Source organism: Gardnerella sp. KA00771 (assembly GCF_049244045.1).
Taxonomy (GTDB): Bacteria; Actinomycetota; Actinomycetes; order Actinomycetales; family Bifidobacteriaceae; genus Bifidobacterium; species Bifidobacterium swidsinskii.
In genome coordinates, this window is record NZ_CP058368.1 from 89,223 (window position 1) to 111,769 (window position 22,547).

At 43.1% G+C, this 22,547-nt stretch carries 18 protein-coding genes; 11 read left to right on the forward strand and 7 right to left on the reverse strand.

Going from position 1 to position 22,547, the window contains the following annotated elements:
• Window positions 1-5 precede the first annotated feature (5 nt).
• The 5 genes from HXT57_RS00395 to nucS all read left to right on the forward strand — a co-directional run bounded on the left by HXT57_RS00395 (window position 6) and on the right by nucS (window position 6,619).
• Window positions 6-626 (forward strand): DUF5701 family protein, encoded by a 621-nt coding sequence (locus tag HXT57_RS00395; protein ID WP_004109989.1) that lies wholly within the window; start codon window positions 6-8, stop codon window positions 624-626.
• Window positions 627-735: 109 nt separating this feature from the next.
• A complete protein-coding gene (locus tag HXT57_RS00400; protein WP_004105770.1) occupies window positions 736-1,437 on the forward strand; it encodes an ABC transporter ATP-binding protein in 702 nt (233 codons plus the stop codon).
• Window positions 1,438-1,450: 13 nt separating this feature from the next.
• A complete protein-coding gene (locus HXT57_RS00405) occupies window positions 1,451-4,204 on the forward strand; it encodes an ABC transporter permease (RefSeq protein WP_033888549.1) in 2,754 nt (917 codons plus the stop codon).
• Window positions 4,205-4,441: 237 nt separating this feature from the next.
• Window positions 4,442-5,875: an amino acid permease gene (locus tag HXT57_RS00410; protein WP_100066729.1), complete on the forward strand. Its 1,434-nt coding sequence runs from the start codon at window positions 4,442-4,444 to the stop codon at window positions 5,873-5,875.
• Between the two features lie 36 nt (window positions 5,876-5,911).
• The gene (gene nucS / locus HXT57_RS00415; protein WP_064621458.1) at window positions 5,912-6,619 is read left to right on the forward strand and encodes an endonuclease NucS; all 708 of its coding nucleotides are present in this window, start codon (window positions 5,912-5,914) and stop codon (window positions 6,617-6,619) included.
• Between the two features lie 97 nt (window positions 6,620-6,716).
• Here nucS and HXT57_RS00420 read toward each other — a convergent pair whose 3' ends face one another.
• Window positions 6,717-7,706 (reverse strand): FKBP-type peptidyl-prolyl cis-trans isomerase, encoded by a 990-nt coding sequence (locus HXT57_RS00420; RefSeq protein ID WP_004109977.1) that lies wholly within the window; start codon window positions 7,704-7,706, stop codon window positions 6,717-6,719.
• A gap of 79 nt (window positions 7,707-7,785) precedes the next feature.
• Here HXT57_RS00420 and HXT57_RS00425 point away from each other — a divergent pair, with 79 nt between their 5' ends.
• The 4 genes from HXT57_RS00425 (at window position 7,786) to HXT57_RS00440 (ending at window position 12,328) form a co-directional block, all read left to right on the forward strand.
• The gene (locus HXT57_RS00425; protein ID WP_004109974.1) at window positions 7,786-9,582 is read left to right on the forward strand and encodes a hypothetical protein; all 1,797 of its coding nucleotides are present in this window, start codon (window positions 7,786-7,788) and stop codon (window positions 9,580-9,582) included.
• Complete coding sequence (locus HXT57_RS00430; protein ID WP_004109972.1) at window positions 9,575-10,639, forward strand: hypothetical protein; 1,065 nt, start codon at window positions 9,575-9,577, stop codon at window positions 10,637-10,639. Before HXT57_RS00425 ends, HXT57_RS00430 begins: the two co-directional genes overlap by 8 nt.
• Before the next feature lie 41 nt (window positions 10,640-10,680).
• Entirely contained in the window at window positions 10,681-11,706 is a 1,026-nt protein-coding gene (locus HXT57_RS00435; protein WP_102703311.1) for a tetratricopeptide repeat protein, read from the forward strand.
• A 283-nt stretch (window positions 11,707-11,989) separates the two neighbouring features.
• On the forward strand, window positions 11,990-12,328 hold the full coding sequence (locus HXT57_RS00440) for a hypothetical protein (RefSeq protein ID WP_004109968.1): 339 nt from the start codon (window positions 11,990-11,992) through the stop codon (window positions 12,326-12,328).
• Between the two features lie 736 nt (window positions 12,329-13,064).
• On the opposite strand, the gene HXT57_RS00445 is transcribed toward HXT57_RS00440, so the two are convergent.
• Window positions 13,065-13,613: a hypothetical protein gene (locus tag HXT57_RS00445; RefSeq protein ID WP_231130963.1), complete on the reverse strand. Its 549-nt coding sequence runs from the start codon at window positions 13,611-13,613 to the stop codon at window positions 13,065-13,067.
• A gap of 78 nt (window positions 13,614-13,691) precedes the next feature.
• Here HXT57_RS00445 and HXT57_RS00450 point away from each other — a divergent pair, with 78 nt between their 5' ends.
• Window positions 13,692-13,814 (forward strand): hypothetical protein, encoded by a 123-nt coding sequence (locus HXT57_RS00450; RefSeq protein WP_255358933.1) that lies wholly within the window; start codon window positions 13,692-13,694, stop codon window positions 13,812-13,814.
• 408 nt (window positions 13,815-14,222) lie between these two features.
• Here HXT57_RS00450 and HXT57_RS00455 read toward each other — a convergent pair whose 3' ends face one another.
• Both HXT57_RS00455 and HXT57_RS00460 read right to left on the reverse strand, forming a co-directional pair.
• On the reverse strand, window positions 14,223-15,515 hold the full coding sequence (locus tag HXT57_RS00455; RefSeq protein WP_076002578.1) for an MFS transporter: 1,293 nt from the start codon (window positions 15,513-15,515) through the stop codon (window positions 14,223-14,225).
• Window positions 15,499-15,987, reverse strand: a complete 489-nt coding sequence (locus HXT57_RS00460; protein ID WP_226988337.1) for a hypothetical protein — start codon at window positions 15,985-15,987, stop codon at window positions 15,499-15,501. Before HXT57_RS00460 ends, HXT57_RS00455 begins: the two co-directional genes overlap by 17 nt.
• 384 nt (window positions 15,988-16,371) lie before the next feature.
• Between HXT57_RS00460 and HXT57_RS00465 the strand changes: the two genes are divergently transcribed.
• On the forward strand, window positions 16,372-16,737 hold the full coding sequence (locus HXT57_RS00465) for a hypothetical protein (RefSeq protein WP_162861110.1): 366 nt from the start codon (window positions 16,372-16,374) through the stop codon (window positions 16,735-16,737).
• A gap of 115 nt (window positions 16,738-16,852) precedes the next feature.
• On the opposite strand, the gene HXT57_RS00470 is transcribed toward HXT57_RS00465, so the two are convergent.
• The 3 genes from HXT57_RS00470 to HXT57_RS00480 all read right to left on the reverse strand — a co-directional run bounded on the left by HXT57_RS00470 (window position 16,853) and on the right by HXT57_RS00480 (window position 22,530).
• Complete coding sequence (locus tag HXT57_RS00470; protein ID WP_009993957.1) at window positions 16,853-20,254, reverse strand: LPXTG cell wall anchor domain-containing protein; 3,402 nt, start codon at window positions 20,252-20,254, stop codon at window positions 16,853-16,855.
• 185 nt (window positions 20,255-20,439) lie between these two features.
• Window positions 20,440-21,498, reverse strand: coding sequence for a hypothetical protein (locus HXT57_RS00475; RefSeq protein ID WP_004109958.1), 1,059 nt, complete (start codon window positions 21,496-21,498; stop codon window positions 20,440-20,442).
• Between the two features lie 198 nt (window positions 21,499-21,696).
• Entirely contained in the window at window positions 21,697-22,530 is an 834-nt protein-coding gene (locus tag HXT57_RS00480) for a tyrosine-type recombinase/integrase (RefSeq protein WP_116431970.1), read from the reverse strand.
• Between the last annotated feature and the right edge of the window lie 17 nt (window positions 22,531-22,547).

Genomic DNA, 22,547 nt, shown 5'->3' on the forward strand with positions numbered 1-22,547 from the left:
GAATTATGTCAATAGCATCTGAAGAAATACAGCAGCAACTCGATCGTATAGTGGCACTTGGGTATCCAGATGTGGCTGATATGAGTGCCAATGCTTTTCGTAAGTTGGCAAATCCTATATTATGTGCGCTTGAAAATAGTAGTTTAGGTGCGAATATTTTATTGATTCCTACGCGTGAATTAGTTTCGCCTGAATCGTTGATTTCTCGGACGAGTATTAATCGCATGGCTGGATTCACTACTATGCCTCCGCGAGATATCATAAGTTTTCTTCCTAAAGACGGGTATGAGTTTCCTGAAGGTCCGTTCTATATAGTTGTCGATCCGCATACTGGCTCATCGTATTTGAATCGAGAGCCTGATGTTGCTCGTAAGCTTATTGATTCTGATGAGCGTTTGCCTCTTACGCTGGAAGAAGGGCTTGCTATTGCAACACAACATCCAGATTGGCTTGAAAGCAAGAATGGATTTAATTTGCTTGGTTCGCAAAGCGCAGATGGGCGTGTGCCAAGTATATGGATGAGTCAATGTGCTCCGCGTTTAGGTGCTGTCTGGCCAAATTCTCGTCATACTTGGCTTGGTAATGCGTATTGCATGGAAAGATGTGGAGTGTCATCGCTGAAGTAAGTTAGCGAATTTTGCGCTCATTTAGTAAAATAGTACGAAATATAACGGTAGATAATACAAATAAATAGAAGTTGAATTTTTATAGTTTCTCATATTGTGAAGGTGTGTTGTGGCATATATAACTTTTGATCATGTAGTGAAAGAATACCCATCAGGTTCTGGTGCTGTGCGAGCTTTAGATGATGCCAGTTTTACTGCACAGAGCGGTGAGCTTACAGTAATTTTAGGTGCATCTGGCGCGGGAAAAACTACAGCATTAAATATTTTGGGTGGTATGGATACTGCAACAAGCGGTCGTGTTGTTGTTGGCGATTGCGATGTTACTAAGCTAAAAGGTCGTAATTTGGTTCGCTACCGCAGAGAAGACATTGGTTTTGTTTTTCAATTTTATAATTTAGTTCCAAATTTAACTGCTCTTGAAAATGTAGAGTTAGCTTCGCAAATTTGTGCAGATCATTTTGACCCTGCTCAAACGCTTATTGATGTTGGCTTGAAAGAAAGGCTACATAATTTCCCAGCTCAACTTTCTGGCGGTGAGCAGCAACGCGTATCTATTGCGCGAGCTCTTGCTAAAAAACCTAAATTATTGTTATGTGACGAGCCTACTGGTGCCTTGGATTATGAAACAGGTAAGGCAGTATTGCAATTATTGCAAGATATTTGCCGAACTGAAGGCATGACAGTGCTGATTATTACTCATAATGCTGCCATTGCTCCGATGGCTCACAAAGTTGTTCGTTTCCGTTCTGGAAAAGTTGTAGACGAAACTGTGCAAGAACATCCTATGGCTATAGCCGATATTGAGTGGTGATTAGGTGGTTGTTATGCGGAAAGTAACAGCAGTTTCAAAGCAATCTGATAATAAAAACGCCAATAATGGCAGTGAAGGTAAGCGCACGCACTCATTGCTGCCAATAGTATTTATTAGCGCAATTAGAATGTGGGTTCGCGAATGGCGTCGCTTCTGTGTTCTTGCGGTTATTGCAATGCTTGGCGTTGCTGTTATGACTGGTATTTATGCAGGCTGCAACGACATGTTTCTCGCTACTAACGATATGTATGCGAAATTGCATGCTTATGATTTGCAAATCGTATCTACTCTTGGTTTAACTAAAGACGATGTTGCAGCATTACGCGCGTTGCCAAGTGTGAGTGAAGTTGAAGCAGAGCGTTCTTGGAAAGCAACAGCACACGCGACAGATGATGCAAAGTCTTCATACGCAATGAATTTCGTGCATTATGTAGAATCGCAAAAAAATCTTAATCGTTTGCATTTGCTTAAGGGCAATATGCCTAAAAATAATAGTGAAGCTGTTGTAACTCAGCGATTTTTACACGATAGTGGCTTGAGCATTGGCAATGTGATAGTAGTCAACATGCAGCAAAATGTGGACGTTGGAAATCTTGATTCTTCTAATTCAAAGTCTAAAACTTATCGTTTGCGCATAACTGGTAGCGTGCTAGATAGCAACGATTTAAACAATCCTGATGGCTATCAATCTAAAGCATTTCGTAACTCTGTGACGTCTAGATATCCAATATTTACTTCTGCTGCTCCTGATAACGTGACCGGCTTGCCGTATACAGCAATATCGGTACGTTTGAATGATACTCAACATGTCAATGTTTTTTCTAAAGATTATCGGGGCATTGTCGACGATGCATCTGAACAGATTCAAGAACGCGTGCAATCTAAGCGAGAAACAGCTCGACGTAATCAAATTATCGACAACCAAGTTAACTCAGAAGTAAAAAACATTATTGCAAACGATCCTAGACTTCAGCGCGCTCCAAATTTTGTTAAAGAGCAAGCAAAAAAGCAAATTCGTAAACAAATTAAGTCAGAGATTCAAAAACGTGTTCCTCAAGCTCAATGGCATATATCTACTCGTATAGCTAACGATAGTTATGCTAGTTTGCGTTCTGACGTTGCTTCAATACAGTCACTTGGATACGCTTTCCCGGCAGTATTTCTTGTTGTAGCAATGATGATGAGTTTAACTGCTATGGCTCGTATGGTTGAAGAAGAGCGAGGGCTTATTGGCACATACTTAAGTTTGGGATACGGTCGTTCTACTGCAGTAACAAGACATGCTTTCTTCGCAATATTTGCGTGCTTTGTTGGCGGCGGAATTGGCGATATTATGGGTTTTCTTGCAATCCCTTCACTTTTACTAAAAATCTTGCGTGGTTTATACGCCGTTCCAGACGTTAGGTTGAAGTATGACTGGCTATATGGCTCTTTGTGTGTGCTAGCATTTGTGATTCCTGTTGCAATATGCACAATCGTTGTTAGTTGGCGAGAAACAAAGCAAGTTCCTGCAGCTTTGTTAAGACCAAAAGCTCCAAAAGCTGGTTCTCGCGTTCTTCTTGAAAGGTTGCCTTGGATTTGGAAGCGAATGAGTTTCTTAAATAAGGTTACTGTTCGCAATTTGGCGCGATTCAAAGGCAGATTGTGCATGACTATTGGTGGAGTTGCCGGTTGCACAGCGCTTATTGTTTGCGGTCTTGCTTTGAACGATACTGTTGCGACCTTGGGTATTCGCCAATACGAGGGAATTTATCGATACGATATGATTTCTATCTCGGCTCCAGGATCTTTCCAAAATATGAAGAAAAGCGTTGAGCAAGACAAGTCAAATAATAAAGTAGAAACTATACTTCCGGCTTATGTGGGCTCTGGAGAAATAGCTAAAAATCAATCAAATAAGTCGAATAGTCGTCATGTTGAGGATGCGGAAAGCGTGCAGTTGATTGTTGTAAAAGACACAAAAGCTTTGTCTCATCTTGTAAATTTGCAGGATGTGAACAATAATTTGCAAACTGTTAAACTTACGGATGAAGGTCCGTTGCTTTCTCAAAGCGCTGCTGCATCTCTGGACATTACTCGTGGTAGCGAAATTAATGTGACGAATACTAGTTTTAAACGTGCGAAGGTTAAAGTTAAAGCTATTGTTCGTAATCTTATCGGTTCTAATATTTACATGACTGAACATTGCTACGAACGCTTATTTAATGGAGAAAACAGTAAGCTTTTGAAACATAATGCGTTAATTTTGCGTTTGCGAGGTAGCGATAATAATAAAATTAAATATGCCGACAAGGTTTCTGAACGTGACGGTGTGCTTGCTGTTATGAATATTACGCGTATGAAGCATGCTTTTAGTTTTGATCTTATGAATGCTGTTGTTGCTTTAATCGTAACTTTGGCTGCTGGCTTAGCTTTAGCTGTGCTTTTTACTCTTGCAAGTACTAATATTTCGGAACGTACTCGCGAAATGGCTACGCTGAAAGTTCTTGGTTTTTATCGTAGAGAAGTTCATTCCTATGTGCATAAAGAAATGCTTACTTTAACTGTTATCGGCATTGCAGTTGGATTGCCATTAGGAAGGCTTATTGCAGGATTGTTGACTAGCGCGCTTCGTATGCCGTCTTTGTATTTTGAAGTTGAAGTAGCTCCTTTAAGCTATTGCATTGCTGGCGTTGCAACACTAATTTTTGCGTTAATTGTGCAATGGGCTACCAACCCAGCTTTGGATCGCATAGATCCAGTAAGCTCACTTAAAAGTGTGGAATAGTTGCGCGAATTGTGGAATGCGTAATGAATAGTTAAGGGTTCCTATAAAATTAGAAATTCGTGGCTATTAAGGAACGGAGTTGTAATAATGAGTGAGACTGTGAATAGTGACATTAATGTAGGTTCTAAACAAACAGAATCTGCAGAGACGCACAATAGCACATCTTCTCATAATCAATCTTCAAACCAATCTTCTCGCGTATCTGCGCAAGAAAATGCAAGTAGCAATGCAAACCAAATGGAGCGTAGTCTTACCAAGCGTCACGTGCAATTTATTGCTATTGGTGGCACTATTGGCACAGGCTTATTCCTTGGTTCCGGAAAATCTATTAGCTTAACAGGTCCTAGTATCGTATTCGTTTACATTATTGTGGGCTTGATTATGTTCCTGCTGATGCGTGGCATTGGCGAACTTATGTATAAGGATCCGAACCAGCATACTTTTATTAGTTTTATTACACGTTATCTTGGCAGAGGTTGGGGTAATTTTGCCGGATGGTCGTATTGGTTTGTGCTTGTACTTATTGGTATGAGCGAAATTACGGCAGTTAGTACGTATTGTGTCACATTCTTCCAAACTTTCGATATTGACGTAAGTCATTGGAAATGGCTGATAGAAGTAGTATTTTTAGCGGCGTTAGTGTGCATAAATTTGGTAGCTGTAAAGCTATTTGGGGAAACTGAGTTTTGGTTCTCAATGATTAAAATTACGCTAATTGTTGCTCTTATTGTCACAGCCGTAGTTATGGCTTTAATTGGTTACCATTACTCTGCAACTCCTTTGCATGGTGGTGTAATGAGTCCTGCTGGTCACGCTGGATTAGATAATATTTTCAACAATTTCTCGCTTATGCCAAATGGCTGGCTTTCCTTCTTAATGAGCTTCCAAATGGTGTTTTACGCGTACCAGCTTATTGAGTTTGTTGGTGTGACTGTTTCGGAAACTAAGAATCCTCGCCAGGTTTTGCCAAAGGCTGTTAACGAGATTATTGTACGCGTTCTGGTTTTCTATGTTGGTGCTCTCATAGCGATTATGCTTATTGTGCCGTGGCAACAGTTTAGGGCTACGAATGCGGAAGGCGTATTTATGTCACCATTCATTATGGTGTTCCAATACGCGGGATTGCATTGGGCTTCTGCGCTTGTGTTCTTTGTGGTTATTACAGCTGCTTCTTCTGCGCTTAATTCTTTGCTGTATTCTGCTGGTCGCCACATGTATCAAATCGCGCTTGAGTCACCTTCGCCTCTTTTGGGTAAGTTGCGTAAGGTTTCACGCACGAAGGTTCCTGCTCGCGCGATTTTGTTCTCGTCTGCTTTGATTCTTCTTTCACCAATTATTAATTCGATCCCTGGTATTCATGGTGCGTTTATTTTGTTTGCTTCGGCTTCTTCGGCAGTGATAATCATGATTTATATTTTGATTATGGTTACGCATCGTAAATACCGTGAATCTGCTGATTTTATGCCAGACGGCTTCGTTATGCCGCATTATAAGCTTTTGAATTCTCTTACTATAGCGTTCTTTGCTTTTGTGTATGTGACTTTGTTTATTAGCGACGATACGCGAGCTTCTGCAATTGGCGGACTAGTGTGGCTCGTATTGTTCGGCGGATACTGCGCCTTACATCAACATTGGCAGAATCGCGATTTAGCTGAAGCTTTGGGGAAGTAAGGTACTTCTTTACTTGATTTCTGTTATGCTTGCTGTGTGCGAATTATTGTTGCAGATTGCAGTGCAGAGTATACAGGTAGGTTAAATGCCACGCTTCCTTTAGCTAAGCGAGTGTTGCTTATTAAAGCAGATGGCAGCGTACTTATTTTTTCTGAGCTTGGTGCATATAAACCTCTTAATTGGATGGTAGCTCCTTGTAGTATGCGTGTTTTACGTAAAGAAGATAGCGGCGAATCCGATGCTGGCGTTGTTGTAGATGGCTGTATTTTGCGTGTTGCTGCCGCTAAAAGCGATGATTTGCTTATGGTTTCGCTCGAGCATGTTTATAGCGATAATACTTACGATTTGGGTGAGGATCCTGGCTTAATTAAAGATGGTGTTGAGGATCATTTGCAACGTTACTTGGCTGAGCAGATTGAACGAATCGGCGATGGTGCAACGTTGGTGCGCCGTGAGTATCCTACGGCTATCGGCCCAGTGGATATTATGGCTCAGGACGCGGATGGTGTACATGTCGCTATTGAGATTAAGCGGCATGGCGGTATCGACGGCGTTGAGCAACTTACGCGTTATTGTGAGTTGCTGAATAGAGATCCGTTACTTAAGCCGGTTAGAGGTATTTTTGCTGCGCAAACTATTAGTCCGCAAGCTCGCGTTTTGGCTGAGGATCGTGGATTTACTTGCTTAATATTGGATTACGATGAAATGCGTGGAGTCGAGTCCAACGATCTTCGTCTGTTCTAAATATGTGTTCTAAATATGTAAAAACCCCTCGGGAAGGAGGGGTTTATTATTTATGAATCGCTAGTTAATTCTGCAACAGTTTGCAAAATTACAAATCTCACGAAGCATAGAGAATATCGACTACAAAGTACAGCGTGGCATTTGCAGGAATAGTTACGTTTCCGCGCGCGTCCTTCTTTTCTTCTTTACCGTAGCCATCTTCTGGTGGGATTACCAAAAGAACTTGGGAGCCAACTTTCTTTCCAGTTAAGCCTTTAGTCCAACCAGGGATTACTCCTCCAGCAAGTTGGAAGTCTGCAGGTATGCCACGAAGCCAAGAAGAATCAAATTGATGCAATTTGCCGTCTTTATCAGTAGTCCAGCCAGTGTAATGAGCAGAAACTGTGTCTTTTGCAGTTACTTTTTTGCCGGTTCCTTCAATCAAAGTCTGAGAAACAAGCTTTCCGTCTGGAACGTAGTTATTTTTATCTAAGGTTGGTGCTCCAGATTTATCAAGAGTTACCTTCGGCAAATTTGCGGGAATATTCGTAACAGCCTTGCCCGTTGCTCTAGTTATAGCCTTTGATCGCGAAACCATTGTAAGAACCATAACATATGAAGGATTTTTATATCCTTCACTTACGCCAAAAGCAATAGTTGTATTAATTTTCTTACCTTTAATCAAAGCGTAATATGGGCGGCTTGTAGAATTTTTATTAATGTAAATCGAGCAATCAGCTTTGCCTTTTTCCCAAGTATTCATAAGCTCTTTGCCGGTTTTGGAGTCGAACACAATGCCCTGAGAGCATACGCGATCGCCTTCTTTAATTGTTTCTCCGTTGCCTCGTTGCAAAACAGCATAAGTATTTTGCTTTACTTTTACAGGCGTTTTCAGTGTTATTTTAGGCTTTTTCCCAAGTGCTCCAGATGCGCTTACGCCTTCCAGCAACTGCATTCCAGCTTTTTGAGCGTTCTCATCAGTTAAATTGTTTTTGTTGTTGGAACTTTCTCCGCATGAAGCGAGTACTACACACATTGCCACTGCACTAATAGTTGCAAAAGTGCGAAGCAAAAAGGATTTTTGTTCTAATGTTTTGATTTTTTTCATAGCCTCACATTACCGCTTGACGCTGATTTTTACATCAAAACATGCAAGTAATATTAAAAGACTGTAGAATGGTATCGTTATGACAAATATAGAAGATGCTTCTGATACAGAAGGACGACCAATGCGACGACCAATGCGACGGCTCACTTTGCGCAGTAAAATCATGCGCGGCGTTGTAGCTCCATTTTTTGCTTTGCTTGCAGTATTAAGCGTTGTTCTTGGAGTTGCTAACGCAACATTTTGGAAGCCTAGCAACGTTGTTATTGCGTACGCTAACGTATCTGGAACTCGTTATATTGTCACTGATCCTGGTGTTTTGAATCTTGTAGATAACAGGGTTCGTATTAGTGTTGCTGCTTTGCATACGCGTAAGCCTATTTGTGTTGCTGTAGGTTTAACGAAAGACGTAAGAGGCTGGGTGGCAGGTTCTCCAGTACAAAGAATTACTGGTTTGCGTGATTGGAATAATCTTTCAGTTTCTGAAGTGTCTGGTAAAACCTCTGTGCAAGCGGGTGACTCTGTGGACATTAAGGATCCTGACGTAAAATTCCAAGAATCTAATTTATGGCCTATAGTTACATGCCAGCTTGGTTTAGCGAAATTGGCAATAAATACTGCAGATTATGTTCAATCTTCTGGTTCTGCGTCGTATGATCATGCTGTTGCAAGCGGCACAATGCCTAAATCGGGCACTCGCGCTAGTAAGTCAAATAGTCATGATGCGTCTTCTTCTTCACTGCGCTCGCAGGCTGCTAGACGTGTTTTGCTAATTGATTTGGGGGATAATGTGCCGGAAGCTTCCGTAGAATTGCGGTGGCGTCGTAATCAAATTCCAGATTTTGCAACGCCTTTATATTTTGTAGGAGTGCTTTTTGCAGTATTAGCTATACTTTCTGCAACTATTTTTGCAATGGCTCCGCATCGTCGTCGTAATAAGCAATTAATAGCTAGCCGTTCAGGAGTGTTGGCAGTAAAGTCTGCACAGCGTGACGAAGTCACCTTTGCTGAGGCGATTTCTGGAACCATGTCTGGTATTTTTGGTCACAAACGACACAAGAAGGATTCTGGAAGCCACGCAAGGCATGGAGATCATGCGCGTCGTCGCAAAGATTCAATGCAAAGCGGCGACTCAAATGGTATGCAAACTCGAATTGCGTCTGCTTCTACAGCGGTTGCATCTACTGATTCTTTGGCTGAAACTACTGTTATTGCGCAAGATGAAATGCTTGCGTTTGCCACGCGCTTTATGCAGCAACATGACGATAATTCTTATTTAGATGATTTAGACAATGCTGATGATGAATTTAATGATTTGCACAATCAGGATGCTGCGGCAAACGGAGAAGATTTAGCAAATGCGGAAGATATAGGAAATGCGAAATATTCTGGAAATTCAGCAGAATCAGCAAATTCAGAAAATAAGCAATATAAGCGGAATTCTCAGAATATTAAGACTCCGCGAAATAAGAAAAAATCTTACGCAAGCGCGTCGGATGGCAATAGTCTGAACGATTATAAGAATAAGCGTCAGCAGCAAAATAAGTATGCACAGCAGAATAACAAGAGGCGTAATCGTCAGAACGATAGAAATAATGCTAATAATTCTGAAAAGTTTGCAAAGAAACGTTTAGAAACGGTCAAGCCTTCAGATAGTAATAGCAAGATTTCACATGAATCTAGTAAGAAAAAGCTTAATGAGCACGAAAACTATCGCAACTCAGAATCAAACAAACGTCAAAATTCGTCTAAAAATAGCAACGATAAGCAATCTCGCATAAAACGAAATGGGTTTAGAGGAGACGGCGGTAACGGTCGCTACAGAAAAAATGGGAAAGGCTACCGCGGTAATTCTTCAAGTGAGCGAGGAAATGAGTAAAATGCGTAATAGTAATGTCGATATTCACCGAGTAAAAAGTAAAAATAGAGGCGTATTGCGCAACAACGTAGTCACATTAATAGCATGTGTTGTATCAACGGTTATGGTAACCGGATTATCTGCTTGCGATGGGCAGGTGCCGAAACCTGCTGAAGCGCGTAGTAATCAAGAGTTACCTAATGTGACTATGCTGCAAGAAAAAGATATCCGCTTGGGGTTGCTTCGCACTCTAGAAAAGGCAAACGACGAAAAAGATGTGGATTCATTATCTCAAGCAGTTTCTGGACCTGCTCTCGATATTCGTACGAGCGAGCTTACGATTGCAAACAAAACTGGAAACTTAGATCCTAAGGCCACTATTCCGCGTGAAGCCGCGCAAACTATTGTGCCAACTAATTCTGGTTGGCCAAGAGATTTAATGACTATTACAACTACTACTAAAGATCAGCAGTCAAAACGTTTGCTGGTTTTACGTCAACAGAGAGCGCGTTCGAATTATAAACTTTGGGCTGTTGCGCGCTTATTCCCTGGAGTGCATCTTCCTAAATTTGCTGTGCCAAGTATTGGTTCTTCAATGGGTAAATCTAACGATACTGGTTTGGTGATGACTCCAGATGAAGCGGTAGCTGCGTACGCTGACGTTTTACAAAATGGTGAAAACAGCAAGTACGCAAAGCATTTTGCTGACGATTATTTGCGTAAAAAGTTAGTTGAACTTTCTAAAGCAGTGCAAGCTGGAATGGAGCGAAATAAAGGCTCTCAAGAACAAGTCTTTACACCAAATCTCAAACAAATAAGCATTATGCGTTCAAGCGATGGAAGTGATTTGGTTGTTGCGCGCATAGATTCTGTGTGGACTCGTAAAGCTGGTGAAGGGCGTGAATCTCGTCCTGCTTCTGATGAAGAAAAAGCATTATTTGGCGACGGTAAAGCAAAAGGTACTATGCGAGTAACTTACGTAAATGTTATTGCTCTAGTAGTTCCTCCAGCTAGTTCTCATATGAAGATTATTCCTGTTGGTGCTGAGCGTCAGCCTATTAAGGTAGAAGCTTTATAAATTTTGTAAGTGCAATGTAGTGTGCTTGGAAAAGAGGAAAAATGGTGAGTAGCAAAGCGCAAGGCATGAATCCTGGCGGATTTTCGCTTGCTGGGGCTGTAGATTTAGAAGGCGTAAAGCGTCGTGTAGAAGCTCAAGCTAAGCAAGCTGCTAAAGCTGCGTCGGGTTCTACTGGTTCTTCTGCTCCAAAAGCTGGCGGCTATGTAATCGATGTTAATGAGCAGTCTTTTCAGGCGATGGTGCAAACGTCTGTAAGTTTCCCAATTGTTATTTTGCTTTGGCAAGCTAATGACGAGGCCTATTATGATGTGGCGCAGAAATTAGCGGATGCTGTTAACGCGCTTGACGGTCGTATGCAGTTAGCTCGTATCGACTCTGATGAAAGCCCAAGTATTGCTCAAGCATTGCAAGCGCAGCAGCTTCCTGCAATTTACGGTTTAATTGGCGGACGCCCTATGCCTATTGCGCAAGGTTTACCTAGCGATGAGGAATTACAGCAGATTTGTGGCACTATTTTGCCGCAATTGGTTCAGGTTGCTGAACGCTCTGGTGTTGCTGGAACTGCTCCTTTTGTGGAATCCTCGGTTGAGAAAAAGTCTGAAACGTCTAAAGATGCAGATCAAGATAGTTCCGAGAATAATTCTGTTGAGAGTGTTCCACCTGCTCATGAGCAAGCTCATTCGCTTGCTATGAAGGGTGATTATGAAGGTGCTGCACGTGAGTATGCAAAAGTAATGGAAGCGGATCCTCATGATGTGCTCGCATCGCGTGAACATGCAAAAGCTTTGTTGCTTTCGCGTAATACTAATACTGATGTTGCTGCGGTTAGAAAGGCTGCTGGCGATAATAAGGATGATTTAGATTCGCAGCTTGCAGTAGCAGATGTAGATATGATTGACGGTCATATTGATGACGCTTTTGGGCGACTGCTTGACTTCCTTGCATCTGGTCATAAGAGTGATGCGGATGCTATTCGTTCTCGTATGCTTGAGTATTTTGCCATACTTCCTGCAGATGATGCTCGATTAGCGCGCGCTCGCCGTCGCCTTGCAATACTTCTTTATTGATTCTTATGAAGATGACTTGTATTTTGGCGATTGCAGATTGACTGACTTATGCGTTATTAAATAAAAAAGCCAAGAACCACAACAATCGTGAGAAATTCGTGTGATTCTTGGCTTCAGTAGCGGGGCATGGATTTGAACCATGGACCTCTGGGTTTCCTAACTAATCTCTTACAAAGCCACAAATTTTAATATCTTTCCTTTCCTAAAAATTAAGATAGCTCAGAGCAATACCTCTGAGCTATCGAATAAGCCTTTTCATCAAGAAACAATGCGGAGTCTTTTGATGAAAGTACTTAATATTTTAACCAACCCAGATGATAACGTCAACGATCTTGTAACGTTTAATGCTCCTTCCGCAGCTCTCCAGTTTGACGAGGAAAAACGGGAAGAGATTCGCTCTCTTAATCCTGATGCTCAAATGAATTGGGCACATACTACTACGCAACAGTTGCGCGAAAAACTTGTCACAACGATTGATAGCGTAGAGCTTGCTAACAATAATGTTGCAGACTTCTGCATTGCATTAAATACGGCGCTTTCTGGTGAAGCATGGGCTATTCTTGGAATAAGGCGGGCTCTAGTTGGGAGACATAGTCTTTATCGAGTGTCCAGTTGTGGATGAAGCGTAGGTCGCACGAGTTTTCGTATGTGTTTTCAAGCTCGCTTATGGGGTGGATGGTGTATCCGGTTTTTTTGCGCGTCTTGCTCATCTTGTGTGTTTTCGCAGATGTAGATTTTGTGGCATCCGTCGTATGCGAAGCTTGTGCCGGTGACTGGCTTGCTGTTAATTTTCATTCTTGTTTTCCTTTCTACTTGTATATGATTTTTCTTATGGTTTGGTTTTATATAAAAACCCTGGTGTGATTATTTTTCGTTCGTGTTGTTGAACACTGGAAGGGACAAAAACGGAATGCGCTGGAGCCAACCCCTTGCGGGCCCTAGCTTCGCGCGTGTCCGTAACGCGAGTGGAGGACGCGGGGAAGTTGGCGGAAGTGACCCGTTTTTTAGAGTGGGAAGTGTCAAGAACACGTCATAAAAAGCAAAAAATGAGAGTACACCGCAGGTGTTCCATGCGATGATAATGGGTCTGCCGCCATGATAGTGGTGGCAGATTCTTTGTTCTGCTGGTGGCGGCTGGTTCACACATCTTTGTGTGAACTTATGGAAGCATAGTAGCCACCCTTCTCGCGTGGTAATAGCGCGGCTTGCTCCTGGGGGTAATGCCCTAAAATTTATGGAATTTTGTTCAGGGCATGCCCTAGGGGTAAGACGCGCCCCGCGCGGGAGGGTGGCTGCGATAAGCCACCAGGGGCTGGCAGAAAAAGTTGCGCTTCTTTTTCTGCCAGCAAACCCTCTGCTTACTTCTGGCACCAGTGGGGTGTGATGTGGTGAAGGAGCGCTGTAGTAGTGATGCGTGCAAGCCAGTACTTCTCGTCTATCGTGAGTGCTTTCTGGGCTGTGATACGAGCGTTTGTCGTGTCATTTTTCAGCCAATACAAGTATGACAGTGTGCCATAGACTGTGACAGTTTCCCTCTGACTTAATCCTTTAAGTTCCAGCATGGTGGTCAGCAGTGCTATTGCACGATGGATGCGCCGTGTGTCGAGGGTGAAATTGTCATCTCTAAAAACCAGGTCGAGGCTTGAACGCACATAGTGGACAGTTTTCTCAGCGAATGGGTGCTCAACGTTATCGAGGAAGTCTTGCATGGTGCAGCCATGGAAACTATCAATAAGGAACATGTCACGCACGATGAGGAGACTGCTTAATGCTTGGATACCGTAGCGTAGTGTGTTCTCGTCCAATCCTTTCGTGGTAAAGCCTGCTAGGTAGTTGTGGAATGCTACGAGAGCTTCTACCTCTCCTATTAGGAGTGTGACCGTGTGGTCGCTGTTGATGGTAACCATTTTTTTTATCCTTTCCTTGTGTGTTGGTAGTTCCAGGGCAGGCACACCCGTAAACCCACAAGAACACTCCCAGTCCTTGTGCGACGCTCCAGGCTCGACTCCGGTCAGCCCGTGGAACATGTTGTGGAATGGGCTGGCAGGGGTGAGCTTGTTGGGTGGCGTGACAAGGCTGGCGTGTGGTCTTTGGACTGGGTGTGCTAGCCTCTGGGCTACCAACACGAGAAAGTGGGGGCGGCGACCGGTGGCAGCATTCTTGCTGCGCCACAACAGTACAGTCTCCACGAGTGAAACTCGTGGAGACAATAGCCGCCCAGACTTTTTAGTGGATCCGGGTATGGTGCTGATATTTCTTTTAATTCTCATGATGTTAGTCAAAAGAATTTACAGACGGGACATCAGTTATAAATATCCTAGATATAGATGTTGGTGCTATTTGCTCACGGCACAAATGAACACTCTATGACAGATAAAGTATGGTTCACTCGGTTAACTTAGATGTCTGAATTGAAAGCGTTCTAATTTAAAAATAAGCTGCGCTGTGAAACTTCTGTAGTGAACTTTCACAGCGCAGCTTGTAGTTGTGCTCGTATTTACAATATTTATTGCATCTTATTCTGCTTTAATTGAACGCAATCGCTTATCGAATATGCAGATAAGCACCAGTATAAAGTGGATAAGAGCAGCTATGACAATTATTCCTGACTCTGCATGTAGAGATGGAATGGTCATGTGGGAATAAGCGTAATCCCATAGCGGATAGCTTACTGCTCCTATAGCGGCAACAACTGAGATGAATACAGACATTACCTGTCCAACGAGATTATCATCTACTGCATGAATAAATACTGTTTGGAATGGTGGATTTACTACTCCTTGGAAGAAAGCAAAAAGGAAACCAAACACGGCTGCTGCTATAGCGTTAGGCGCTAATGCCAGTCCTATTATAGAAAGAGTCACTAGTATATGTGAAAGAGTGAGTAGCATAGAGAAGGACATTTTGCTGGACACTTTTGGCGCGATGAGATAGCTGAGGGCATACCCAAGTGACATTGCGCTTAAATACCAGCCATATCCTTCTGCACTATGTAGAACCATTGAGAATAAGAGGACTCCAGCAAAGCTTATGCCAGTAGATGCGATAGCTTCGAGTATTGCAAATGGAGCTAAAGTCCTGTACGTTTGGTTTTTTACAAATGTTGCCATTCCCCTAGCCCAAGTTGCCAAAAAGCCTTGAGAATATTCTGGATTTTCATCTGCGACGTCTGAAGTATAAATTCCGGTTCTAACTGCATGCTTGTAAATAAAATAAATAAAAATTATTATTCCTGCTAATGCGATAGTTTCTGTAAATAGAATTGGAATGTATAAATATTTACTACTCGCAAAACCTGCAACTGCTGGTCCTACTAATGTACCCATGAGGCTTGTAAAGCGAAGAAGTGAAAGAACATTAATAAGATCATCATTTTTTGTTACACGATTAACAAAGGAAGTAATAGCAGGAAAATAGAAAGTATCACATGCTGTCGTAACCATTACAAGTATACAAACACACCAAAATAGGAGCAACTTGTTAGCAGATGGGGTTGAGAAGGATACCGATACAATTGCGATAATACATAATCCCGCAATCATTCTTGCTAAGCATGCAGCAACTGTTGTCCTGAAAATTCCTACATGCTCAGCTAGTGCTCCTGAGAAAAGGCCTGCTACTAATTCACTTATTGCAGTGAGGGTGAGGTAAAGCGATAAATAATGGCTTGACTGCTGAAAACCGATAAAAAGTGAGTTCAATAGCCATAATTGAATAGTAGTTGAGGCTAGTGTAGTTGCATAGTTAGAAAGAAAATCACTAGCTGCTAAACGCAGATATCCGCGGTAAGGTTTAAATAGATTCGTCAAGGTTTGCTCGTTTCGCGAAATTACATTGCCAAATTATTGCTTGAGAGATGCTATCGGCACTAGTAGTGAAGTATGTTGTAAAGTCGTCGTTATCCCAAATCTGTTGCTGTAGGTTCTTGTCATCACGCACTGTGCTAAAGAGTTGAATAATCTGCTCGACGCAAGATAATGTTTTCTTTATATAGAAGTATTGTTGTGCGAAATCGACTTCTACTTGCTCTCCAGGGATAGTCGTATGTATTTCTTGGAATGTCCGTAGCAAATCAATTGTTTTAATAAGCGATATTTTACATGTCTCGAAATATTCTTGTATTGAATGGATGGTGGATGTTTTCGCTGTGTTTGTACTGACGATAGTGGCTTCAAGTGCAGCATTTGCTTTGAAAAAATATTCTGTTGCTTCAAATAGAGAAGCGCAATATGCTGCACTTGATTTCACATACTCATCAAACATTTCTTCGTACGAAGTCATGTTCATTATTAACCTTTGGTGTGAATATGTGCGGATAAATTATGCCTAAATCATATGAGGATATGGTCGAGGTCGTGGGTTGATTCCGCCGCGCTTGCTATTCTTGTTCATCTTTGTCTCCTTTCATAAGAACAATGCTGTATCTTATTTGCATCTTCATCTATGAAGATGCAAATAATCCTAATACAGGATTCGCATTCTTTCCAAGTGTGTCTCTTATTGTGGAATAATTTTATATAAAAATTAGTAGTACATTATTAGACCTTAACTATTTACCAGTCTCAGCTCGTAGTACGTGTTTTCTGATATCCCTACTGTTTGGCAGAGTCCGGCTATTCGTATGTCAGGATTCTTTCTGTGGAATTGGTGGATAAGGTGTAACGCTTGGCTTCAATCAAAACCCTCAACTCTGCTCGCCATCTGGTCGAGGAATATGCTGACTTGCTTGTGTACTTGTTCTGGCATGCCGGACTGTGTGTAGTCGGTGTTTTCCCGCCTGTTGATGCAGCGTTCAATCCTTTTGCGCCCGATGAGGGTGGACGGCATTCCAGCCTGTGCAAAAATAACAGACGGTCTGACACCGTTATCGTATTGCTGGACAGCGTCTTTGTGGAATTGGCTTGTGTAGTAGATTCGTGTGGCTGTCGCGTGTTTGATAGCTGGAAGACTGTTGAGATAAGCACGTTGACTAGGGGTAAAGGCTGTGTCTTTTCTACTCATGAGTATGAACCGTTACGTGTGAAAGATTAATAAGAAATCAATAGAGGAAGAAGAAAATATAGAGTGAGGGGCCACACCATTGCACGGAGATAGTCCCGTGTGCATGTGCGACCCCTCGCCAGTTAATACTAAGCGTGTTTACGGGTTAATGCTTACGAGCATTTTCCTTGTTACGCTTAGTGATCATGATGCTTGCTCCTGCGCCCAGGGCTGCAAGAGCAGCGATAGCGATAGACACGACCGCGCTACCAGTCTGAGCCAATGGTGCAGCAGTAACACCGTTCCAATCATCAGAATCTTCGACTGGAGTGTCATAGCACACACCCGTATTACCACCATTACCATTATCTCCACCGTTTGGGTCGAATGGGTGATCGTTATGGGATGCGCATGGCACGATAGGTGTACCAGTCGTGTGACCACGGTCGGTATGATTCATCGTGTTCATACCAGTCAACGTGCCCTTGACTTCTACGTATTCGCCAGGCTTTAATACCAGGTTAGACCAGTTTGCTGGATACTCCAGATTAGTTACCGTACCGGAGCCTGCGATAGTCTTATCATCTAACGTGATCTTGGTCAGGTTGACTTTACCGGTGTTGATGATACGGAACACAATCTTGGTGCCGTTCTTGGTAGACTTCAAGGCTTCGCTTGGTGTGTTACGGTCTCCCGCTTCAAGACCAGATGCTGCGTCGTACTTGATGAGTTTAATAGCAGGGGTCTGGTCTGGGGTCTTGGTCCACACCATATTGGATTCGCGTTCAACATCATTCATGGTTTCCACGAACGTGTTTTCTACGCGATCGCTTACGCCCAAACGGGTCATTTGCACGTACGCTGTCCAGGACAAGTCACTATCCATAGCAGATGCAATATCAAGGAACTGTTGTGTTGCCTCTACAGTAAACGCACCATTAGCCTCGGTGAAAGTGAAATATCCGGCATCAACACCGCTACCGTCGATACGGCTACCCTTGGAGATCACAGTGCCGTCAGCGAGCTTAATGTCGTTGTTGACATAGACTGCCCACTGGCCGGTTAGCTTGTCAAACTTTTCATCATAATCATCCACGATGCGCCAATTCTTGATCTGCTTGTAGGCACGGTTACCAGCGATCTTGGAGCTATCGAGACGATACAAGAACTGATGATCCTTATAAATACTCTTACCATTCGCACTTTCGCCATTAACCTTAACAGTCACATCCTTCTTCGGGTTAATAACCTTTAACGGGTTAGTTACCGTGTTCGTTACATCCTTGCGATCGTTTGTAATCTGGGTGGCAGTGTTCTTCACTACATACCCGTCCTTGACCTGCTTGACTGTCATAGGAAGCACGATGGTGTAATCCTGACCAAGGAGAGACTGGTCGATTGCAGGATCCTTTGTCACATCCAATACCTTGCCAGCGTAGGCCTTTAAATCTGTTGGTTGTGGATCCCCTGGAAGAATATCTCCGAGATACTCCGTGTCTACGGTCTTAGCGAACACGTAGACGACACCATCCTTAACCTGGATATTGAACTTGTTGGTGACGTCCTTACCGGCTGCGTCTAGGATTTCGATATTCTTGTCATTGAGCTGCAAGTACTCATCATCATAGTCATCGATCATGCCGAGACGGTGAACCTTATACGCAGTGTCCTTCAACGTGGCTGCGCTTAAAGTGAGACGGTAGTAAATATCGTCTCCTACGTATGCGGTCTTGCCATCAATATTGATACCAGTCTTGGTTTCATCCTTCTTTTCAGGCTTTGGCTCTACCGGCTTATTCGATACCACGTTAGACGAGGTCAAACTATTGTTGAGTTTCAAACCCCACTGATTATCCACACTATGGTCTGTTGGAGCGTTCTTGGATACCGTGCCTTCGAAACGAACCTGGAAACGATGCTTAGATCCCGCGGTCATATTCGCTGTCACGTAATCCTTGTTGAGTTCGATAGTAAACTCATGCTTCTCGGTATCTGCAGTAAGCGTGTAGTTCTTCTTACTGATGGTGCGACCGGTTTCAAGGTCACGCAGCTCGATAGTCTGCTTGTCAAGCTCAAGATACTGGTCATACGTGTCAGTGAATGCAACAGACTCGATAGCATAACTCAGGTTGTTTGGAATGGTTGGTTCGCTAGTGAGTTCGTATTCCAGCTTCTGTCCTGGCATGACACTCTTACCATTAATATCGTCCTGGTCACCACCCTGAGAGGCCTCAGATATGACTGCCTTTGCTACTGGTGGAACGTAACCACACACGTATGGTTCGTTCGTAGTCTTTGTCTTGCCCGCGGCAGACTCTGAGCCTTTATTCTTCAAACCATGAGAATTGAGGGCTGCGCCTGTGGTTGGATCAGCACAAAACTCGACTTCATCCGTAGCTTTTTTGCCTGCGTCAGCGCGTACCTGGGCTGCACCCTTACCATTTGCATAATTCGCCTTGCCTCCGATAAGCAGCGTGTATTGCATAGGGGTAGCAAGACTACGTGCAGCAGCAAGAGCTTGACTGGTCATGGTAGCAGTAATGGTCGTGCCAGCCTGTTGGATAGTGAACTGGCTTGTCACGTCAGTACCCTTAGTGATGATGTCATCGACTGAGGAGACGGTAGTTGATGCCTCAGGGATTGGAGCAGCATACACATGCACATCACTCATATCTGGATCCCACAAATAGTCAGCAGCCGTGTAATCATCAGACAGGGTGAATGTGTCGAGGCTATCTCCCAGGTTCTCGCCCAAGCTACCGTTAACCACAGAGCCGAGCTTGTCACCATCAAGGATGGTTTGGGTGTCTGCACCGGTGGTGTTGGTATGCTTCGCATCAATAACGGTTGCCCATTTGCCGTTAGAGTATTTTACCCAGGACTTATCAGGGGTAAAGTCCCACAGTTTAGGCTGGTCTTTTGCAAGAACGATAACAATCAAATCAGTATTTGGCGTACTCATACCCTGAGCAGCGAATGAAGCGAGTGTATTAGCTGAATCAATATCATCAAACACTGTGTATTCGCTACCGCCGTGATTATATTTTCTGGTACCGTTCTGTGTTTCGTTGTTCCATGCTGATAACCATTGAGCGCCAGTTGCTTGCGCGCTAGAAGTATTGTTATATTCCGGTTTTGTGATTCCTGGTCCTGCTGTTGTTGCGGTGAAGCCTACACCCCAGATGCGGCAGTCTGCCGAACCAGTGCCACCTCGCGCAGTATACTCTGTTTCACAATCACCGCGAGCCTTGGATAATGCAGCGTTAATTTGCGCTCTAGCTGCTGCTTCGCGGGTAGCAGAGCTACCGATGGCTACACCTTCTGATTGGATAGCGCGCACCACTGCTTCATTATCTGATGCGGAACCTAGGTTATCATCGGTAACCCAGAATGTATTCGATTTATATGTGCCAGATCCGCCAGTGTTTCCACCTGTCCATCCGGCACCGCCAGCGGCAAATGCGGATCCTGTCAACATTGTTGATGCGACAACGATACCAGCAAGAGCGCGATGTGAACCTTGTCGGATCTTGTCTCTCATACTTTTATGCTTAGCGAAAAGCGACATAAAAGTCTCCCTTTTTCAAATTGCTTATTATGAAATGCGAAACCAAAAAGTTTCACATTCAGTAATGAGAAAATGAAAAAATTTTATTTTATATCAATAAAAATTTGGTATTGATAAAAATGGTTGGTTTTAGAAGTCGTCTAAAACCAACCACTATGTAAAGGGAAAATGAGTAAAGATGGAAACTATTTGCTATTAGTTACATCACCGTCACCATCTGGTGTTCCATCGGTATTCCATCCAGTGCCACAGCGATAGATATATCGACATTGATTAGGTGTTCTATGTAATTCATTATATGCTTTCCCGTCAGCAAGGTATTTATCCCAGTCGACCGCACCCGAATTCTTATTCTGTGCTGGCGCACTATAAGAAGACCCACCACGAGTACTTGAACGAGGAGCTCCCGAGCTAGTACGAGCCGCAGACTGGGAACGAGCCTGCGGAGCTGCTTGCGCCGCAGCCGCTGCGGCAGCGTCTGCCTGCTGCTTCGCTTGTATACTTGCGTTTACACTGTCGATTGCGCCTTGGACTGGCTCAAGAGCCTTAGTCAAAGACTCGACGGTTGCTTTCTTATCATTCAACGCTGCGGTAAGCGTGTTTATCTGGTTTTGCAGGTTATCACGAGTAGCATTATCAGCCACTTGACCGTCTGATGAGGAGAGCAGATTATTCATCTCATCAAGCTTCGCCTTCACCATATTCTTAGCATTTTCAAGATCCTTCACATTCTTCGACTTTGTGACCTGAACGACTGAGTTTTTCAGAGCCTTAGTGGTCTTATTAAGCTGTGCTGTAGTCTTATCAAGACTAGACATGGTCGCGTTGAAAGCCTGAGTGTAGGAGATAGCACAATTCAAAGACTGCGCCTTACTTACCTTTTTACTCTTAGCATGCTGGGCTGTGAATGTGGTGTAGGTTTTAGCGTTTGCAACCTGCTCCACACTAGTCACAGTCTTAGCAGTTTCATCAGCATCCTGGCGTGTCTTCTCGTACTGTGCCCACGCTTTGGCGTACGCACTGTTTGCCTGGATGCACGCTTGAGTCTTGGAATCTCTTAAAGACTTCACACCCAGCATACTCGCAACCAGCAAAGCTATAACTACAACAACCGCAGTAGCAATGATGATAAGCTTACGCTTCTTCTTGCTCCCTGGCTTCTGGTCACCGCGACCAGAAATAGCATCTAGTCTCGTAATCTCGGTTTCTTGTTTAATAATCTGATTTTTATCCATATTAGCCATAATTATCCTTCGTCTTTCTATCTATGTTTTTACTATACGTAAATATTCAGGTGAAAGATATATACATACTTAGTGTCGTTCTAATTTTTCTTTCCTAATCTCGATAACTTTTGCTTTATACATAGTAGTGAGAATACGATTGGCAACTTTTTGATATAAAGTCAATATGCTCGTGTGCTCCCCTCATATTGTCTTGTTTTAGAGGCGAACAGCTTCTGTAATGGCACTGCTATCAGGGAATGTGAGACTGATATATATTTGAGTGGTTTCTACACTAGCGTGGCCAAGGAGTTTAGATACTAAGAGAAGGTCGTGTGTACTTTCATATGCCTTAGTGGCATATCGATGTCTGAGACTATGTGTGGAGTATCCGTTACCAAGAAGCTGAGAGATGTGATGCGCAATATAGGATGCTTCGACGTGACCGGTCCATCTGCTAGGAAACATGTATCCATGCTTGTTGGCGATGATTTGTGCGAGATCTGGCGCGATGGGGACAGTGCGTTCTTTGCGTCCTTTACCGTGTACAAGAAGCTGGGGATGAGTATTAAGCATCATAATATCGGATGAAGATACTTGTGCTATCTCACTACGTCGTAATCCACATTCTGCCCCGAGCCTGAGCATGGCTTCATACTCCTTGTTACCTCTAACTCGGGCTAAAGCACCACGAATGATGTAATCAGGACATGGATGAGGTATTGCGTATTCTTTACGAATTTTAGGTAACTTTACTGTTGGATTGACATCAATAATTTCTTCTTCAATCATGTATGAGTAAAACGAGCGTATTGTTGAAGAATAACCTTTGCGCGTTTCTCGTTTCCAGTCTTGGTGTGCAAAAAGCTCAACAAGTTGTTGTCCTGTAATATCTTCTGGTGGCTGATTAAGTAGGCGTGCAAGCCGACTGATTTTGTAGTAGCGGCATCTAATCGTATCTTCTGTATATCCACTTGCTTCAAGATATTCCAGCCAATGTGTAACATATGTTTCCCAACTATTAGGGAGTAGTTTTCTTTTGATTTTTAACATAAAAACATAGACTAGAA

Coding starts and splice junctions, on each gene's coding strand:
- HXT57_RS00395 (WP_004109989.1), top strand. CDS start 6: ATGTCAATAGCATCTGAAGAAATACAGCAGCAACTCGATCGTATAGTG.
- HXT57_RS00405 (WP_033888549.1), top strand. CDS start 1,451: ATGCGGAAAGTAACAGCAGTTTCAAAGCAATCTGATAATAAAAACGCC.
- HXT57_RS00410 (WP_100066729.1), top strand. CDS start 4,442: ATGGAGCGTAGTCTTACCAAGCGTCACGTGCAATTTATTGCTATTGGT.
- HXT57_RS00420 (WP_004109977.1), bottom strand. CDS start 7,706: ATGAAAAAAATCAAAACATTAGAACAAAAATCCTTTTTGCTTCGCACT.
- HXT57_RS00425 (WP_004109974.1), top strand. CDS start 7,786: ATGACAAATATAGAAGATGCTTCTGATACAGAAGGACGACCAATGCGA.
- HXT57_RS00430 (WP_004109972.1), top strand. CDS start 9,575: ATGAGTAAAATGCGTAATAGTAATGTCGATATTCACCGAGTAAAAAGT.
- HXT57_RS00435 (WP_102703311.1), top strand. CDS start 10,681: ATGGTGAGTAGCAAAGCGCAAGGCATGAATCCTGGCGGATTTTCGCTT.
- HXT57_RS00440 (WP_004109968.1), top strand. CDS start 11,990: ATGAAAGTACTTAATATTTTAACCAACCCAGATGATAACGTCAACGAT.
- HXT57_RS00445 (WP_231130963.1), bottom strand. CDS start 13,613: ATGGTTACCATCAACAGCGACCACACGGTCACACTCCTAATAGGAGAG.
- HXT57_RS00460 (WP_226988337.1), bottom strand. CDS start 15,987: ATGACTTCGTACGAAGAAATGTTTGATGAGTATGTGAAATCAAGTGCA.
- HXT57_RS00470 (WP_009993957.1), bottom strand. CDS start 20,254: ATGTCGCTTTTCGCTAAGCATAAAAGTATGAGAGACAAGATCCGACAA.
- HXT57_RS00475 (WP_004109958.1), bottom strand. CDS start 21,498: ATGGCTAATATGGATAAAAATCAGATTATTAAACAAGAAACCGAGATT.
- HXT57_RS00480 (WP_116431970.1), bottom strand. CDS start 22,530: ATGTTAAAAATCAAAAGAAAACTACTCCCTAATAGTTGGGAAACATAT.